This window comes from Kitasatospora sp. NPDC101176 (assembly GCF_044768035.1).
Classification (GTDB): Bacteria; Actinomycetota; Actinomycetes; order Streptomycetales; family Streptomycetaceae; genus Kitasatospora.
The window spans coordinates 76,150-91,979 of record NZ_JBIWPA010000036.1; the positions used below are offsets into that span (position 1 = coordinate 76,150).

Below are 15,830 nucleotides of genomic sequence, written 5' to 3' on the forward strand. Positions count from 1 at the left end.
GTCCGGTGCCCGGCCGTGGGGCCGGGCGCAGGCTCGGCAGGAAGCGCCGCCCGGGGGCGGCACCCGTACCGTACGGGTGCCGCCCCCGGGTGCGTCGCGGGTCCGGCGTCGCGGTCGGGGTCCGGCGTCGCGGTCCGGGCCCGGCTCAGCCCAGCAGCCCGGCGAGCACGGCCGCCGTCGCGTCCAGCAGGTCGTCGGCCACCGCGCCGCCGGCCGCCGTCCGGGCCAGCAGCCCCTCGCGCGCGGCCAGGATCACGGCGGCGGCCTGCCGAGCGGTGGCGCCGGGCGGCACCAGTTCCGGCAGCGCCCGCTCCAGCACCTCGGCCAGCGCCGCGGAGACGGCGCGGTCGTGCGCGGCGACCTGCTCCGCCAGCACCTCGCTGCGGGCGGCTACCAGCCGGAACTCCAGGAAGAGCAGGATCCACCCGGTTTCCGCCGGTTCGACCCGCAGCAGCGCCTCGACCAGCACCCGGGCCCGTTCGGCCGGGGTGAGCGCGGCGCGGACGGCGGCCAGTTTCTCCAGTTCGGCCATCCGCTCGGTGGCCTGGTCGTCGAAGAGCGCCAGCAGCAGGTCCTCCTTGCCGGCGAAGTTCGAGTAGAAGGCGCCGCGGGTGTATCCGGCGGCGGCGCAGACGTCCTCGATGCTCGTCCGCGCGAAGCCGACGGTGAGGAAGAGGTCGCCGGCCGCGGCCAGCAGCCGGGCCCGGGTGTGGACGCGGCGGCGGGGCGGCTTGGGGGCGGTGGCATCGACGGGGGGCGGGTTCACAGCAGAACGATACATGGTGTATTCAATACAGGTCGTATTGAAACTGGGGAGGACCACCGCCATGAGCCGACTGCTGATCACCGACGCCCACCTGCTCCACCCCGAGGACGGCACCCGCACCGACCGCGGCTGGCTGGAGGCCGCCGACGGCCGGATCACCGCCACCGGCACCGGGCGACCGCCCGCCGCGGGCGAGGACGTCCGGGTGCTCGACGCCGCCGGCGCCACCGTGCTGCCCGGCCTGATCGACGCGCACGTCCACCTGCTGGTCACCACCCTCGACCTGCACGACGTCGCCAACTGGACCCCCGGCTACGCCACCGTCCGCGCCCTCGCCGAGGCCGAACGCATGCTGCGCCGCGGCTTCACCACCGTCCGCGACGTCGGCGGCGCCGACCACGGCATGGCCCGCGCCCTGGACGAGGGGCTCGCGCTCGGCCCCCGCCTGCTCCACGGCGGCAAGGCGCTCTCCCAGACCGGCGGCCACGGCGACCTGCGCCCGCGCGGGGACGACGCCCTGCCCTGCTGCGAGTCCCGCCCGAACTTCGGGCGGATCGCGGACGGCGTCGACGCCGTCCGCGCCGCGGCCCGGGACGAGTTCCGCAAGGGCGCCCGGCACCTCAAGGTGCTGCTCTCCGGCGGCGTCGCCTCCCCGCACGACGAGATCGCCGCCGTCCAGTACAGCGAGGAGGAGATCCGCGCGGCCGTCGAGGAGGCGGAGAACCACAACCGCTACGTCACCGTGCACGCCTACCACCCGCGCGCGATCGACCGCGCCCTGCGGGCCGGGGTGCGCTGCGTCGAGCACGGCAACCTGCTGGACGACGGCACCGTCGCGCTGCTCCTGGAGAAGGACGCCTACCTGGTGCCCACCCTGGTCGCCTACGAGCAGACCGCACGGCTCGGCGCCCGCTCCGGCCTCCCGCCCGCCTCCCTCGGCAAGCTCGCCGAGGTCCGCGACCAGGGCTTCGCCGCCCTCGAACGCGCGCACCGCGCGGGCGTCAACCTGGTCTACGGCAGTGACCTGCTCGGCCCGCTGCACCCCGCCCAGCTCGAGGAGTTCACCCTCCGCGCCCGGGTGCAGCCGGCCGCCGACGTGCTCCGCTCGGCGACCACCACCGCCGCCCGGCTGCTCGGCCTGGAGGGCGAGATCGGCACCCTCGCCCCGGGCGCGCACGCCGACCTGCTCGTCGTGGACGGCGACCCGCTCGCCGACCTCGCCGTCCTCACCCGCCCCGACCGCCACCTGCGCCACGTGATCAAGGCCGGCACGCCCGTCTGACCGAACCGGAAGGGCGGACACCACCCTCGGGGCGTCCCTTGCCGCCCCGGCCCCGCTACCCCAGGACGACCCGCCAGCCGTCCCCGCCGTCCCGCCCCGCCGGCCGGAGCAGCAGCTCCTTGACCTGGCCGGTGTCGTGGAAGGTGAGCACGACGGTCTGCCGCTGCGTCGGGTCGTCCTGGAAGTCGGCGGTGACCGGCCCCTGGGCGCCCCGGCGGTACTCGCGGATCCAGGCGTCCGAGGTGACGCCGGCGTCCCCGCCGTCCGTGGTGCCGAGCTTCGCCAGCCGGTCGCGGGATCCGTCCGCGAGCCGCCACACCACCTGCTGGACCAGGCCCAGCGTCTCGGTGACGGGGTACCCGGTGACCTCCAGGTGCGGGTGGGCGGCGTAGTCGCCCGCGTACTCCAACTCGGCGTCCGACGGGCCGCCGCACCCGGCCACCAGGGCGGCCGAGAGGACCGCCGCCAGCGCGGCCGCGACCGGCCGTCCCGGGGCCGTCGGCCGGTCCGGGGCGGACGGACGACGACGAACCCACTCGATCGGGGGATGCATGGGAACTCCTTGACTCGCTCTTGGTCGGAGCGATCCGGAGCATAGGGAAGATCACCGGGGCAGATGATCGCGGCAAGTCGGGACGAATCCGCCCAGACCCCGAAGATCCTCCGGGGAACTTGATGCGATCGTGACGGACGGTGCACCCGCCACAGCGGAAGGGCGGACACCCGGGAAACCCCGGAGTGTCCGCCCTTGGCACGGATCCATCCCGCCCACGCGGTCCCGCGCTTCGCGAGGCCGTGCCTACTCGCCTCCGCGCTTCGCGAGGCTGCTCCTACTCGCCTCCGCGCTTCGCGAGGCTGCGCCTACTCGCCTCCGCGCTTCGCGAGGCTGCGCCTACTCGCCTCCGCGCTTCGCGAGGCTGCTCCTACTTCGTTCCGCGCTTCGCGAGGAAGGCCTCGACCTCGTCCCGGATCTCCGGCGTGTCCAGCCCGCGCACGGTCATCGTGGTGCGGCGGCGCAGCACGTCGTCCGCCGTGTACGCCCACTCGTTGTCGGCTGCGTAGGCGACCTGCGCCCAGACGTCCGGCCCGTCCTCGTGGATCGGGCGGCCCAGCTCCGGGTTCTCGTCGATCAGGCGGGCGATCTCGAAGGAGAGGGTGCCGTAGTGGCTGGCGAGGTGCTTGGCCACCAGCGGCTCCATCCGCGAGCCGGGCTCGCGGTCGATCAGCAGCCGGTGCGCGACGGCGTTCGGCGCGCCGACGCCCGGCAGCGGCACGGTCGCGGCGATCGGGGACATGTCCTCGCCGAGCGTGGTGCCCGGCACGTGGGCCAGCTTCTCCAGCACGGTGCGGCCGATGTGCCGGTAGGTGGTCCACTTGCCGCCGGCGACGGACAGCATGCCGCCCTTGCCCTCGGTGACGACGGTCTCGCGCTTGGCGGCGGCGGTGTCGCCGGGGCCGCCGGGGAGCACCCGCAGGCCGGCGAAGGCGTAGGTGATCAGGTCGCGGTCGAGGTGCTCGTCGCGGATGGCGTGAGCGGCCTCGCCCATGATCTGGTCGATGTCCGCGTCGGTGGCCCGGACGTCCTGCGGGTCGCCGGTGTACTCCTCGTCGGTGGTGCCGAGCAGGACGTGGTCCTCCCACGGGATGGCGAAGGAGACGCGGTACTTGTCGATCGGGATGGTGAGCGCGGCGCGCCACGGCGAGCGGCGCTTGACGACGACGTGGGCGCCCTTGGAGAGGCGGATCGACGGCGCGGCGCCGGCGTCCTCCATCCGGCGCAGGTGGTCGACCCACGGGCCGGTGGCGTTGAGCACCAGGCGGGCGTCGACGCCGAACTCGGTGCCGTCCAGGCGGTCGCGCACCTCGGCGCCGGTGACCCGGCCGCCGGTGAAGCGCAGGCCGGTGACCTCGGCGTGGTTGAGCACCACGGCGCCGGCGTCGACGGCGGCGCGCACGGTCATCACCGCGACGCGCGAGTCGTTCATCTGGTGGTCGCCGTAGACGGCCACCGAGCGCAGGCCCTCGGTGCGCAGCGCGGGCACCTGCTGGGCGGCGTGGGCGGCGGTGGAGACCCGGCCCATGCCGTCGCGGAAGGCGGACAGCGCGGAGTAGAGGAAGACGCCGGCGCCGAGCTTGGGCGCGCTGTGCGGGCCGCCCTTGTAGACCGGCACGAAGAAGGTCAGCGGGTTGACCAGGTGCGGGGCCACGTCGGTGGCGAGCGCGCGGCGCTCCTTGTGGTTCTCGGCGACCAGCTTGACGGCGCCGGTCTGCAGGTAGCGCAGGCCGCCGTGGACGAGCTTGGAGGAGGCGCTGGAGGTGGCGCCGGCGAAGTCGCCGCCGTCGACCATGGCGACCTTCAGTCCGGCCTGGGACGCGGTCCAGGCGACGGCCGTGCCGAGGATGCCGCCCCCGATCACCAGCAGGTCGTAGGTGGCCTTGCCGAGCAGCTCGCGGGTCTCGGCGCGGGAGGCGGTGCGGCCGGCGAAGCGCTCGGCGCCCAGGGTCGGGATGGTTGCCATGGTGGTTGTGTACGGCGCGCGCGGGTCGGGCGGCGCCGTTACTCCTCTCGTGTGCGGTGCGGCCCCTGCGGGAGAGGCCGGTCGGCCCGGTGCGGCGGGCCGGTGAAACGGAACTTGCCGGTCGGGGCCCGGGGGCCCCGACCGGCTCGTCGATCAGTCGGTCTCTTCCTCCTCCACCCAGCCCATGGTGCGCTCCACGGCCTTGAGCCACTTCTTGTACTCGCGCTCCCGGGTGGCCTCGTCCATGCGCGGGGTCCACTCGGCGGCGCGGTGCCAGTTGGCCCGCAGGGTGTCGAGGTCGTTCCAGAAGCCGACGGCGAGACCGGCCGCGTAGGCGGCGCCGAGGGCGGTGGTCTCGGCCACGTACGGGCGCTCGACCGGGGCGTCCAGGACGTCGGCGATGTTCTGCATGAGCAGGTTGTTGCTGGTCATGCCGCCGTCGACCTTGAGGGCGGTGAGCTCGACGCCGGAGTCCTTCTGCATGGCGTCGACGACCTCGCGGGTCTGCCAGGCGGTGGCCTCCAGGACGGCCCGGGCCAGGTGGCCCTTGGTGACGTACCGGGTGAGGCCGGCGATGACACCGCGGGCGTCGGAGCGCCAGTACGGGGCGAACAGGCCGGAGAACGCCGGGACGAAGTAGGCGCCGCCGTTGTCCTCGACGGTGTTGGCGAGGGTCTCGATCTCGGCGGCGGTGGAGATGATGCCGAGCTGGTCGCGCAGCCACTGGACGAGCGAGCCGGTGACGGCGATGGAGCCTTCCAGGGCGTACACCGGGGCCTGGTCGCCGATCCGGTAGCCGACGGTGGTCAGCAGGCCGTGGTACGAGTTGACGATCTTCTCGCCGGTGTTGAGCAGCAGGAAGGTGCCGGTCCCGTAGGTGGACTTGGCCTCGCCCTCGTTGAAGCAGGTCTGGCCGAACAGGGCGGCCTGCTGGTCGCCGAGCGCGGAGGCGACCGGGACGCCGGCCAGGTCGCCGACGGCCTCGCCGTAGACCTCGGCGGAGGAGCGGATCTCCGGCAGGACGGCCATCGGCACGCCCATCGACTCGGCGATGCTCTCGTCCCAGGCCAGGGTCTTGAGGTTCATCAGCATGGTGCGGCTGGCGTTGGTGACGTCGGTGACGTGCTTGCCGCCGTCGACACCACCGGTGAGGTTCCAGATGACCCAGGTGTCCATGGTGCCGAACAGGATGTCGCCGGCCTCGGCGCGCTCGCGCAGGCCCTCGACGTTGTCCAGCAGCCAGCGGATCTTCGGGCCGGCGAAGTAGCTGGCCAGCGGGAGGCCGGTCTCGCGGCGGAAGCGGTCCTGGCCGACGTTGCGGCCGAGCTCGCGGCAGAGGCCCTCGGTGCGGGTGTCCTGCCACACCAGCGCGTTGTGCACGGGCTCGCCGGTGTTCTTGTCCCACAGGACGGTGGTCTCGCGCTGGTTGGTGATGCCGATCGCGCGGATGTCGTCCTTGGTCAGACCGGCCTTCTCCAGCGCGCCGCGGACGACGGACTGCACCCGGGTCCAGATCTCGGCGGCGTCGTGCTCGACGTAGCCGGGCTGCGGGAAGATCTGCCGGTGCTCCTGCTGGTCGACGGAGACGATCCGGCCGTCGGCGCCGAAGATGATGCAGCGGCTGGAGGTGGTGCCCTGGTCGATCGCGGCGATGTAGTTGCCAGTGGAGGTCATGGAGGGTCCTCGGCTCGGGGTTCGGGGGATACGGGGTGGGTGGGCCTGACGCAGAGGTCAGTCCCCGTGCTCGGCGGGTTCGAACCCGGCCTAGAACATCGCGTTGTACAGACCGCCGGCGAGCGCGCCGCCGATCAGCGGGCCGACCACCGGGACCCAGGCGTACGACCAGTCGGAGCCGCCCTTGTTGGGGATCGGCAGCAGGGCGTGCGCGATGCGCGGGCCCAGGTCGCGGGCCGGGTTGATGGCGTAGCCGGTCGGGCCGCCCAGCGAGAGGCCGATGCCGACGACGGTGAAGGCGACCATCAGGGTGCCGGTGCCGGTCTGCGAGAGACCGGTGTTGGTGCCGATGGTGAGGATCGCGAAGCAGAGCACGAAGGTGCCGATGACCTCGGTGAGCACGTTCTGGACCGGGTTCCGGATCTCGGGACCGGTCGAGAAGATGCCGAGCGTGGGCTCCTGGTTGGCCTGGAACTGGCCGAGGTAGGTGGCCCAGACCAGCACGGCGCCGATGATCGCGCCGAGCATCTGGGAGCCCAGGTAGAGCGGGACCTGGCTCCAGTCGCCGCTCTTGATGGCGAGGGCGATGGTGACGGCCGGGTTGAGGTGCGCGCCGGACTTCGGAGCCGACATGTAGGCGGCGATCAGGACCGCGAAGCCCCAGCCGAAGGTGATCGCCAGCCAGCCGGCGTTGACGGCCTTCGACTTCTTGAGGGTCACAGCGGCGCAGACGCCGCCACCGAGAAGTATCAGGGCGGCGGTGCCGAGGGTTTCGCCGACGAAGACGTCGCCGTTGGAGAACGCGGACACAAAGACTCCCTTGTCCATATGGCCCGGAGGTGCGGGTGGGGGAAGGAGGCCGGGCGATCGCTGTGCGGGTGAGCGCATCGTGGGAGTGATCTTCCCGGCCATCGTTCGACAATGTCGACCGTCATGCGGAAGCTTCCTCCCCAGGTCGGCTCCGCGTCAAGCAGGGGTTACGCAGCTGTGACCCTTGCCTCGAAGTTACCCAGCGGAGCGCCCCGAACCGGGGCAAAACGCCAAGGCGCGGACAGGCCTCCAGCCCGTCCGCGCCTCAGCGTGACGAAAACGCCCCGGGGTGTCAGAACCGCCCGGCGCCCAGATCGCGGGAGATCGCCCGCGCCGCGCTGCGCACCGAGGCCACCAGTGAGGGCTTCACGAAGCCGTCCTCGCAGACCCGCTCCACCGGGCCGCTGATGCACACCGCGCCCACCGGGTTGCGCCGCCGGTCCTGGATCAGCGCGCCGATCGAGGCGACGCCCTCCCAGGTCTCCTCCACCGAGTCCGCCCAGCCGCGTTCCCTGGTCAGCGCGCTCTCGGCGTCCACGTCGGCCGCCTCGGTGAGCGTGCGCAGCGTGTACGGCTGGTACGGCCCGTCGCCCAACTCGCCGCGCGCGACCGGGTCGTAGGCCAGCAGCACCTTGCCCAGCGCGGTGCTGTGCAGCGGCTGCATCGAGCCCACCTCCAGCACCTGCCGGGTGTCGTCCGGCCGGAACACGTGGTGCACGATCAGCACGCCCTGCTGGTGCAGCACGCCCAGGTAGACGGTCTCGCCGGCCGCCCGGGCCAGGTCGTCGGCCCAGACCAGGGCCCGTGCCCGCAGCTCGTGCACGTCCAGGTAGCTCTGCCCCAGCCGCAGCAGCTCGGCGCCCAGCTGGTACTTGCCGCTCTCCGGATCCTGTTCGACGAACCCCTCCTGCTGCAGCGTGCGCAGGATGCCGTGCGCGGTGCCCTTGGCGAGGTCCAGCGCCGTCGCGACCTCGGACAGGCCCAGACGGCGCTCACCGCCCGCCAGCAGGCGCAAGATGGCGGCGGCCCGGGAGAGCGACTGGATCGGGCCGGGCATGGGTACCTCCGCGCTGACAGGCAGTCGACATTGTCGACCGCAGTGGTGACGGGACGAGTCTGCCAGGCCCTCGGCCGTCCGTGCACCTTCCCCCTCGGTGATCCGCGTCGGATCCCCGTCAACCGGCGGCCCGCGCGCGCTGCGTCCGGAGCACCGCCACCTCCGCCGCCAGCGCGGCGATCCCGTCCGGTCCCACCCGGCAGCAGCCGCCCACCAGCCCGGCCCCGTCCGCCAGCCAGCCGCCCACCCGGGCCGAGCGGAACGTCGGCTCGCCGCGCCAGCCGCGCCCGGCGGCGTCCCACTCCTCCCCGCTGTTCGGGTAGACCACCACCGGCTTCCCGCTCACCCCGGCCGCCAGCGCCACCGCCCGGTCGGCGTCCTGCGGCGTGCAGCAGTTCACCCCCACGGCCAGCACCTCGTCCACCTCCGCCGTCAGCGCGAACGCCTCCTCCAGCGGCTGACCGGCCCTGGTCCGCCCGCCCGCCACGCTGAACGACAGCCAGGCCGGCACCCCCAGCCCGCGCACCACCTCCAGCAGCGCCCGTGCCTCCTCGGCGTCCGGCACCGTCTCCAGCGCCAGCACGTCCGGCCCCGCCGCCGCCAGCACCTCCATCCGCGGCCGGTGGAACGCCACCAGCTCCGCGGTGCTCAACCCGTACCGGCCCCGGTACTCCGAGCCGTCCGCCAGCACCGCCCCGTACGGGCCGACCGAGGCCGCCACCCAGCGCCGCCGGCCGCCCGGCTCGGTCCGGGCCGCCTCCCGGGCCAGCTCCACGCTGCGCGCCAGCAGCCGGGCGGCCTCCGCCCGGCCGGCCCCGCGCCGCGCGAAGCCCTCGAAGCTCGCCTGGTAGCTCGCGGTGATGGCGACCTCGGCCCCGGCCGCGAAGTACGCCCGGTGCGCCGCCACCACCGCCTCCGGCGCGTCCGCCAGCAGCCGGGCCGACCACAGCGCGTCCGACAGGTCGTGCCCGGCCGCCGCCAGCTGGTTCGACAGCCCGCCGTCCAGGACCAGGGGACCGGCCGCGAGCGCCGCGGCGAAGTCCGACGGGGGAGCAGTGGGCACGGCGGCCTCCTCGACGGTCGTTCCTGCTCACAGCCTAGGAGCCGGACGGCCCCGCCGGCCCGGAAAACCATTTGCCGCCCAGGAAAGCAGTCGCTACGTTGTGCTCAGCCAGAGAACGACAGCACCCCGTACGGCGGCGAGCGCGGAGAGGAGCCGGCCATGGCAGCGGACGACGCGTCCACCCAGCCCCCGACCGCGCCCGAGAACGAGCAGGAATGGCTCGCCGCCTACGACCCGCGCGCCTACGCCCCGATCGCGGTCACCGTCGACGTGGTCGCCCTGACCTTGCGCCGGGGCAGCCTGCACGTCCTGCTCGTCCAACGCGGCGCCCCGCCGTACCAGGGCTGCTGGGCCCTGCCCGGCGGCTTCCTGCGTGCCGGGGAGGAGAGCCTGGAGCAGGCCGCCGCCCGCGAGCTCGCCGAGGAGACGGGCCTGCTCGGCGGCTCCGAGGTCGAGGCCGCGCTCTGCCGCGTCCACCTCGAGCAGCTCGGCACCTACGGCGCCCCCGACCGCGACCCGCGCATGCACGTGGTCTCCGTCGCCTACCTCGCCTTCGCCCCCGACCTGCCCGACCCGGAGGCCGGCACCGACGCCGCGGCCGCCGTCTGGCACCCGGTCGCCGGCCTCGACCTGGGCGCCCCGTCCCCGGGCGGACCTCAAGCCGCCGGTGGGGCCCCCCCCACCCCCCGGGGGGGGGGGGGGGGGGCCCCACCGGCCCCTCCTCCCGCACGCTCGCCTTCGACCACGCCCGCATCCTGGCCGACGGCCTCGACCGGGTGCGCGCCAAGCTCGAGTACAGCCCGCTCGCCACCGCCTTCCTGCCCCACGACTTCACCATCCCGGACCTGCGCGCCGTCTACGAGGCCGTCTGGGACGAGAAGCTCCACCCCGGCAACTTCCACCGCAAGGTGCTCTCCGTCCCCGGCTTCGTCGAGAGCACCGGCGCCACCACCACCCGCGGCGGCGCCCGTGGCGGCCCCCGCGCCCGCACCTACCACGCGGGCGGCGCCAACCTCCTCCACCCCGCCCTGCTGCGCCCCACCCGTGAGCCCGAGCTCCCCTGACGGTCCGCCACCGGTCGGCCGCTACCATCCGGGCATGACCACCGACGACGCCGCCCAGCCGGTCAACCACCCCTTCTCGCACTGCCACTTCTGCGGCACCGCCTACCCGCCCGGCACCCGCGACTGGCCGCGCACCTGCCCGGGCTGCGCCGAGATCAGCTACCGCAACCCGCTCCCGGTCGCGATCACCGTCCTCCCGGTCACCCGGCCCGAGGCCGAGCCCGCCCTCGTCGTCATCCGCCGCACCATCGAACCCGGCTACGGCGAACTCGCCTTCCCCGGCGGCTACGTGGACTTCGGCGAGACCTGGCAGCAGGCCTGCGTCCGCGAGCTCCGCGAGGAGAGCGGCATCCTCGCCGACGCGGCCGACGTCACCCTCTTCTCCACGGCCTCCGACCCGTACGGCCGCTTCGTCTTCCTCTGCGGACTGCTCCCCTCCCGCCCGCTCGCCGAGCTGCCGCCCTCCCACCCCACCGAGGAGACCGACGGCTGGCTGCTCGCCACCCCCGACACCCCGCTGGTCTGGGACTTCCACACCAACGTCTCCCGCTCCTGGTTCGCCGGCCTGCCCAACGCCCTCTGACCGCCCGACGCCCCCGGCCGACCCTGGCGCAGCGGCCGCTCACATGGCATGGTCTGCACCGACAGCCCAACCGGACGGGCCTGCCACAAGCACTCCCGTCCCCACCACCGGCCGGGAGACCACCACCGTGAGCACCCCCACCCAGGACCAGCCGCTCTGGCGCCCGAACCCCGCTCGCGCCGCCGCCACCAGCCTGGTGGCCTTCCAGGCCTGGGCCGCCGAACACCACGGCGCCCCGGCCGCCCCGCTGGCCCCGGCCGACGACGACCAGCAGGCCGCCCAGCGCTACGCGGACCTGCACGCGTGGTCCACGGCCGACCTCGACCGCTTCTGGACCGCGGTCACCCGGTGGTTCGACGTCCGCTTCACCGAGGCCCCCGAGACGGTCCTCGCCGACCCGGCCATGCCCGGCGCCCGCTGGTTCCCCGGTGCCCGCCTCAACTACGCCGAGCACGCCCTGCGCGCCGCCGAGCCCGGCCCCGACGGGGCGAAGTCGCCCGACGCCGACCGCCCGGCCGTCCTGCACCTCGACGAGACCACCGAGCAGCCGACCGTCCTCACCTGGTCCGAGCTGCGCCGCCAGGTCGGCTCGCTGACCGCCGCCCTGCGGGCCCGGGGCGTCCGGCCCGGCGACCGCGTCAGCGCCTACCTGCCGAACGTCCCGCAGGCCGCCGTCGCCCTCCTGGCCACCGCCGCCGTCGGCGCCGTCTGGACCAGCTGCGCCCCCGACTTCGGCGCCCGCAGCGTCCTCGACCGCCTGCAGCAGATCGAACCCGTCGTCCTGTTCGCCGTCGACGGCTACCACTACGGGGGCAAGGACCACGACCGCACCGAGGTCGTCGCCGAGCTGCGCCGCGAACTCCCCAGCCTGCACACCGTCGTGCACGTGCCGCTGCTCGGCGCCCCGGCCCCCGAGGGCGCGCTGCACTGGGACGACCTGGTCGCCGACGACGTCGAACCGGTCTTCGAGGCCGTCCCGTTCGACCACCCGCTCTGGGTCCTCTACTCCTCCGGCACCACGGGCCTGCCCAAGGCCATCGTCCAGAGCCAGGGCGGCATCCTGCTGGAACACCTCAAGCAGGCCGGCCTCCACCTCGACCTCGGGCCGCGGGACCGCTTCCTCTGGTACACCTCCACCGGCTGGATGATGTGGAACTTCCTGCTGGCCGGCCTCCTGGTCGGGGCCACGATCGTCACCTACGACGGCAGCCCCGGCCACCCCGACACCGGCGCCCTCTGGTCGGTGGCCGCCCGCACCGGCGCCACCGTGCTCGGCACCTCCGCCGCCTACGTGATCGCCAGCCGCAAGGCCGACCTCCACCCCGGCCGCGACCTCGACCTCTCCGCCGTGCGCTGCATCGGCACCACCGGCTCCCCGCTGCCGCCCGACGGCTTCCGCTGGATCTACGACGAGGTCAAGGAGGACGTCTGGCTCGCCTCCGTCAGCGGCGGCACCGACGTCTGCTCCTGCTTCGTCGGCGGCGTCCCCACCCTCCCGGTCTACCTCGGCGAGATCCAGGCCCCCTGCCTGGGCGCCGCGGTCGAGTCCTGGGACGTCCGGGGCGAACCGCTCACCGACGCCGTCGGCGAACTCGTGGTCACCAAGCCGATCCCGTCCATGCCCACCGGCTTCTGGAACGACCCCGAGGGCACCCGGTACCACGACAGCTACTTCGACATGTATCCCGGCATCTGGCGCCACGGCGACTGGATCACCGTCACCTCCCGCGGGACCGTCGTCATCCACGGCCGCTCCGACTCCACGCTCAACCGCCAGGGCGTGCGGATGGGCTCCTCGGACATCTACGAGGTCGTCGAGCGCCTCCCCGAGATCGCCGAGTCCCTGGTCATCGGCCTCGAGGAGCCCGACGGCGGCTACTGGATGCCGCTGTTCGTGGTCCTCGCCCCCGGCGCCGCCCTCGACGACGACCTGATCGGCCGCATCCGGACCTCGCTGCGCACCGAGCTCTCCCCGCGCCACGTCCCGGACGAGGTGATCGCCGTCCGCGGCCTCCCGCACACCCTCACCGGCAAGCGGATCGAGGTCCCGGTCAAGCGCCTGCTCTCCGGCACGCCGCTGGAGCAGGCCGTCAACCCCGGATCCGTCGACAACCTCGACCACCTGCGCTTCTTCGAGCAGCTCGGCCGCGACCGCCGGTCCTGACCCACCCCGGGCGTGGCCGGTCCGCGCCGAGGAACGCCGAGAGGGGCGCCCCCACCACGACGGTGGGGGGCGCCCCTCTCGGCGTTCGCTCCGGACGGGTGCCCGGGTCCGGACGGCCCGCGGCGGGCTACTCGCCGGACAGCACCTGCTGGGCCGCGGCCCGCGCCTCCTCGGCGCTGTCCGTGGCCCTGGCCGCCTCGGCCGCCCGACGGCACTGCGCCAGCGTGTACTTGGCGAGCGTCGACCGCACGTACGGGATCGAGGCCGAGCCCATCGACAGGCTGGTGACGCCGAGACCGACCAGCACCACGGCCAGCAGCGGATCGGCGGCGGCCTCGCCGCAGACGCCGCAGCTCTTGCCGGTCGTCCGCGCCGCGTCGGCGGCCGCGGCGACCAGGTCGAGCAGCGCCGGCTGCCACGGGTCCTGCAGACGGGCCAGCGCGCCCACCTGACGGTCGGCGGCGAAGGTGTACTGGGCGAGGTCGTTGGTGCCCAGCGACAGGAACTCGACCTCCTGCAGGATCGCCCGCGCCCGCAGCGCGGCCGAGGGGATCTCCACCATCGCGCCGAACTTGGCGTCCAGCCCGGCCTCCCGGCAGGCGTCCGCGAAGTCCTTGGCGTCCTTGCGGTCGGCCACCATCGGGGCCATCACCTCGAGGTGCACCGGCAGCCCCTCGGCGGCCGTGGCCAGCGCGCGCAGCTGGGTGCGCATGACCTCGGGGTTCTCCAGCAGGGTGCGCAGACCGCGCACGCCGAGCGCCGGGTTCGGCTCGTCCGCGGGGGTCAGGAAGTCGAGCGGCTTGTCGGCGCCCGCGTCGAGCGCCCGGACCACGACCCGCCCCTCCGGGAACGCCTCCAGCACCTTGCGGTACGCCTCGACCTGCTTCTCCTCGCTGGGAGCCTTCGCCGAGTCGTCCAGGAACAGGAACTCGGTGCGGAACAGGCCGACGCCCTCGGCGCCGTTCTCCAGCGCCGCCGGCACGTCCGCGGGGCCACCGACGTTGGCCAGCAGCGGCACGCGGTGCCCGTCCGAGGTCTGCCCCGGCCCGGAGGACGCGGCCAGCGCGGCCTTGCGCTCGGCGGCGACCGCCCGCAGTTCGTCCTGCTTCTCCCGCGAGGGCTCCAGCAGCACGTCACCGGAGCTGCCGTCCACCGCGACGACGGTGCCCTCGGCCACGTCGCTCGCCCCGGGCAGCGCGACGACGGCCGGCACGCCCATGGCCCGCGCGAGGATGGCGCTGTGGCTGGTCGGCCCGCCCTCCTCGGTGACGAAGCCGAGCACCAGCGTCGGGTCGAGCAGCGCGGTGTCGGCCGGCGCCAGGTCCCGCGCGAACAGCACGTACGGCTCGTCGCTGTCCGGTACGCCCGGCATCGGCACGCCCAGCAGCCGGGCCACGATGCGGTTGCGCACGTCGTCCAGGTCGGCGACCCGGCCCGCCAGGTAGTCCCCGGCGGAGGCGAGCAGCGCCCGGTAGGCGGCGAAGGCGTCGTAGACACCGCGCTCGGCGCTGCTGCCGACGGCGATCCGGCGGGACACGTCGGCCATCAGCTCGGGGTCCTGGGCCATCAGGGCCTGGGCCTCCAGGACGGCCTGCGCCTCGCCGCCGGCCAGGTTGCCGCGGGCGATCAGGTCCGCGGCGACGGCGTCCACGGCCGCCTGGGCACGGGCCTGCTCGCGCGGGGAGTCCTCGGTCGGGATCCGGGTCGCGGGGGGTTCCAGGACCGCGGTCCCCATGTGCCGGACCTGGCCGATCGCGACCCCGTGGCTGACACCCACGCCGCGCAGTGTCTTCTCCATATAGCTGTCTCCGCTGAGAGGAGCGGCCCCGCCGGGAACCGCTGAGTGCCGGGCCGCCCCGCAGGAGCTGCCGGGGCGGACGTGTGAGAGGAAGGGGTCAGCTCCAGCTGAACAGGGGGTCGCCGGAGACGGCCTCGCCGTCCTCCCGCAGGCCACCCAGCGAGTCGGCGTTCGCCTCCAGGGCCACGATCGGCGAGATCGGCGACTTGCCCGCGGCCTCGACGGCCGACGGGTCCCACTTGATGACGGCCTGGCCGCGGGTCACCGTGTCGCCCTTGTTGACGAGCAGCTCGAAGCCCTCGCCGTTCAGCTGCACGGTGTCGATGCCCAGGTGGGTCAGCACTCCGTGGCCCTCGGCGTCCACCACGACGAACGCGTGCGGGTGCATGGAGACGACGACGCCGTCCACCGGGGCGACCGCCTCGGTCGGGCGGCGCACCGGGTCGATCGCGGTGCCGGGGCCGACCATGGCGCCGGAGAAGACCGGGTCCGGCACGCCGGCGAGCCCGACGACCTTGCCGGTCAGCGGCGACGTCACAGTGGTCATGGTTGTGCCTCCCAAGTGCGCAGTACAGCGAGCGGCCGCGAGCAGCGGCGCGACGATCAACTGAAGCCTAAATCATGTCAACTTCGGACATCTGCTGACATTCCCGGGCGAAGACCCACGCCCTGCCCGGCCTGTCGGCGGGCGGCCCACCGGCCGCTAGTGGTCTAGTCCTCTGGCCGATGCGCCGCACTCTACAGGCATCTTGGCGAATCGGGACCATTGCTGTATATGCTCGCGAGAGCAACAAATCATGCCGCCGACCGGGTGACACCCGGTGCGCCTCGATTCGCACTCCGGCGGACGACCCGCTATGGTTGGTCGAGTCGCCGCGAGTCGGCGGTTAACACCAGGTTTCAGATGTGAAAACGTCCGGTAAACGGAACGGAAAGCATCTGGTAGGCTGGGAATCACGAAAGAACGAAGCGCCCGGAGGGCCTGCTGGAAGGCAGACCGAAGGAAGTGTCCGTTCCTTGAGAACTCAACAGCGTGCCAAAAGTCAACGC

At 73.8% G+C, this 15,830-nt stretch carries 12 protein-coding genes and 1 pseudogene; 4 read left to right on the forward strand and 9 right to left on the reverse strand.

Annotated elements, in window-relative coordinates:
• Nucleotides 1-145: 145 nt before the first annotated feature.
• Nucleotides 146-766, reverse strand: coding sequence for a TetR/AcrR family transcriptional regulator (locus ACIRS1_RS33290; protein WP_402845885.1), 621 nt, complete (start codon nt 764-766; stop codon nt 146-148).
• Between the two features lie 61 nt (nt 767-827).
• Here ACIRS1_RS33290 and ACIRS1_RS33295 point away from each other — a divergent pair, with 61 nt between their 5' ends.
• Complete coding sequence (locus ACIRS1_RS33295; RefSeq protein ID WP_402845887.1) at nt 828-2,048, forward strand: amidohydrolase family protein; 1,221 nt, start codon at nt 828-830, stop codon at nt 2,046-2,048.
• A 55-nt stretch (nt 2,049-2,103) separates the two neighbouring features.
• Here ACIRS1_RS33295 and ACIRS1_RS33300 read toward each other — a convergent pair whose 3' ends face one another.
• The 6 genes from ACIRS1_RS33300 to mmuM all read right to left on the reverse strand — a co-directional run bounded on the left by ACIRS1_RS33300 (nt 2,104) and on the right by mmuM (nt 9,171).
• Nucleotides 2,104-2,601 (reverse strand): hypothetical protein, encoded by a 498-nt coding sequence (locus tag ACIRS1_RS33300; RefSeq protein WP_402845889.1) that lies wholly within the window; start codon nt 2,599-2,601, stop codon nt 2,104-2,106.
• Nucleotides 2,602-2,971: 370 nt separating this feature from the next.
• Nucleotides 2,972-4,567 carry an FAD-dependent oxidoreductase gene (locus tag ACIRS1_RS33305; protein ID WP_402845890.1) on the reverse strand — a complete coding sequence of 532 codons (1,596 nt, stop codon included), beginning with the start codon at nt 4,565-4,567 and terminating at the stop codon, nt 2,972-2,974.
• A gap of 153 nt (nt 4,568-4,720) precedes the next feature.
• Complete coding sequence (gene glpK, locus ACIRS1_RS33310) at nt 4,721-6,241, reverse strand: glycerol kinase GlpK (RefSeq protein WP_360218691.1); 1,521 nt, start codon at nt 6,239-6,241, stop codon at nt 4,721-4,723.
• Nucleotides 6,242-6,331: 90 nt separating this feature from the next.
• On the reverse strand, nt 6,332-7,069 hold the full coding sequence (locus ACIRS1_RS33315) for an MIP/aquaporin family protein (protein WP_387908364.1): 738 nt from the start codon (nt 7,067-7,069) through the stop codon (nt 6,332-6,334).
• A 274-nt stretch (nt 7,070-7,343) separates the two neighbouring features.
• Nucleotides 7,344-8,108 (reverse strand): IclR family transcriptional regulator, encoded by a 765-nt coding sequence (locus ACIRS1_RS33320; protein ID WP_360218697.1) that lies wholly within the window; start codon nt 8,106-8,108, stop codon nt 7,344-7,346.
• A 118-nt stretch (nt 8,109-8,226) separates the two neighbouring features.
• On the reverse strand, nt 8,227-9,171 hold the full coding sequence (mmuM, locus tag ACIRS1_RS33325) for a homocysteine S-methyltransferase (protein ID WP_402845893.1): 945 nt from the start codon (nt 9,169-9,171) through the stop codon (nt 8,227-8,229).
• A gap of 159 nt (nt 9,172-9,330) precedes the next feature.
• On the opposite strand from mmuM, the pseudogene ACIRS1_RS33330 reads away from it, so the two are divergent.
• From ACIRS1_RS33330 to ACIRS1_RS33340, 3 genes and pseudogenes are all read left to right on the forward strand, one after another.
• Nucleotides 9,331-10,235, forward strand: a pseudogene (locus ACIRS1_RS33330) (NUDIX hydrolase).
• Between the two features lie 34 nt (nt 10,236-10,269).
• Nucleotides 10,270-10,818: an NUDIX domain-containing protein gene (locus tag ACIRS1_RS33335; RefSeq protein WP_402845895.1), complete on the forward strand. Its 549-nt coding sequence runs from the start codon at nt 10,270-10,272 to the stop codon at nt 10,816-10,818.
• A 43-nt stretch (nt 10,819-10,861) separates the two neighbouring features.
• The gene (locus ACIRS1_RS33340; protein WP_387908369.1) at nt 10,862-12,982 is read left to right on the forward strand and encodes an acetoacetate--CoA ligase; all 2,121 of its coding nucleotides are present in this window, start codon (nt 10,862-10,864) and stop codon (nt 12,980-12,982) included.
• A 127-nt stretch (nt 12,983-13,109) separates the two neighbouring features.
• On the opposite strand, the gene ptsP is transcribed toward ACIRS1_RS33340, so the two are convergent.
• Complete coding sequence (ptsP, locus tag ACIRS1_RS33345) at nt 13,110-14,780, reverse strand: phosphoenolpyruvate--protein phosphotransferase (RefSeq protein ID WP_402845896.1); 1,671 nt, start codon at nt 14,778-14,780, stop codon at nt 13,110-13,112.
• A 97-nt stretch (nt 14,781-14,877) separates the two neighbouring features.
• Nucleotides 14,878-15,327 (reverse strand): PTS glucose transporter subunit IIA, encoded by a 450-nt coding sequence (locus ACIRS1_RS33350; RefSeq protein WP_360223427.1) that lies wholly within the window; start codon nt 15,325-15,327, stop codon nt 14,878-14,880.
• Nucleotides 15,328-15,830 lie beyond the last annotated feature (503 nt).

What these genes read in the sequence shown, in the direction of transcription:
- ptsP (WP_402845896.1), bottom strand. Translation starts at nt 14,780, where the DNA reads ATGGAGAAGACACTGCGCGGCGTGGGTGTCAGCCACGGGGTCGCGATC.
- ACIRS1_RS33300 (WP_402845889.1), bottom strand. Translation starts at nt 2,601, where the DNA reads ATGCATCCCCCGATCGAGTGGGTTCGTCGTCGTCCGTCCGCCCCGGAC.
- ACIRS1_RS33320 (WP_360218697.1), bottom strand. Translation starts at nt 8,108, where the DNA reads ATGCCCGGCCCGATCCAGTCGCTCTCCCGGGCCGCCGCCATCTTGCGC.
- glpK (WP_360218691.1), bottom strand. Translation starts at nt 6,241, where the DNA reads ATGACCTCCACTGGCAACTACATCGCCGCGATCGACCAGGGCACCACC.
- ACIRS1_RS33305 (WP_402845890.1), bottom strand. Translation starts at nt 4,567, where the DNA reads ATGGCAACCATCCCGACCCTGGGCGCCGAGCGCTTCGCCGGCCGCACC.
- ACIRS1_RS33295 (WP_402845887.1), top strand. Translation starts at nt 828, where the DNA reads ATGAGCCGACTGCTGATCACCGACGCCCACCTGCTCCACCCCGAGGAC.
- ACIRS1_RS33315 (WP_387908364.1), bottom strand. Translation starts at nt 7,069, where the DNA reads ATGGACAAGGGAGTCTTTGTGTCCGCGTTCTCCAACGGCGACGTCTTC.
- ACIRS1_RS33350 (WP_360223427.1), bottom strand. Translation starts at nt 15,327, where the DNA reads ATGACCACTGTGACGTCGCCGCTGACCGGCAAGGTCGTCGGGCTCGCC.
- ACIRS1_RS33340 (WP_387908369.1), top strand. Translation starts at nt 10,862, where the DNA reads ATGGCATGGTCTGCACCGACAGCCCAACCGGACGGGCCTGCCACAAGC.
- ACIRS1_RS33335 (WP_402845895.1), top strand. Translation starts at nt 10,270, where the DNA reads ATGACCACCGACGACGCCGCCCAGCCGGTCAACCACCCCTTCTCGCAC.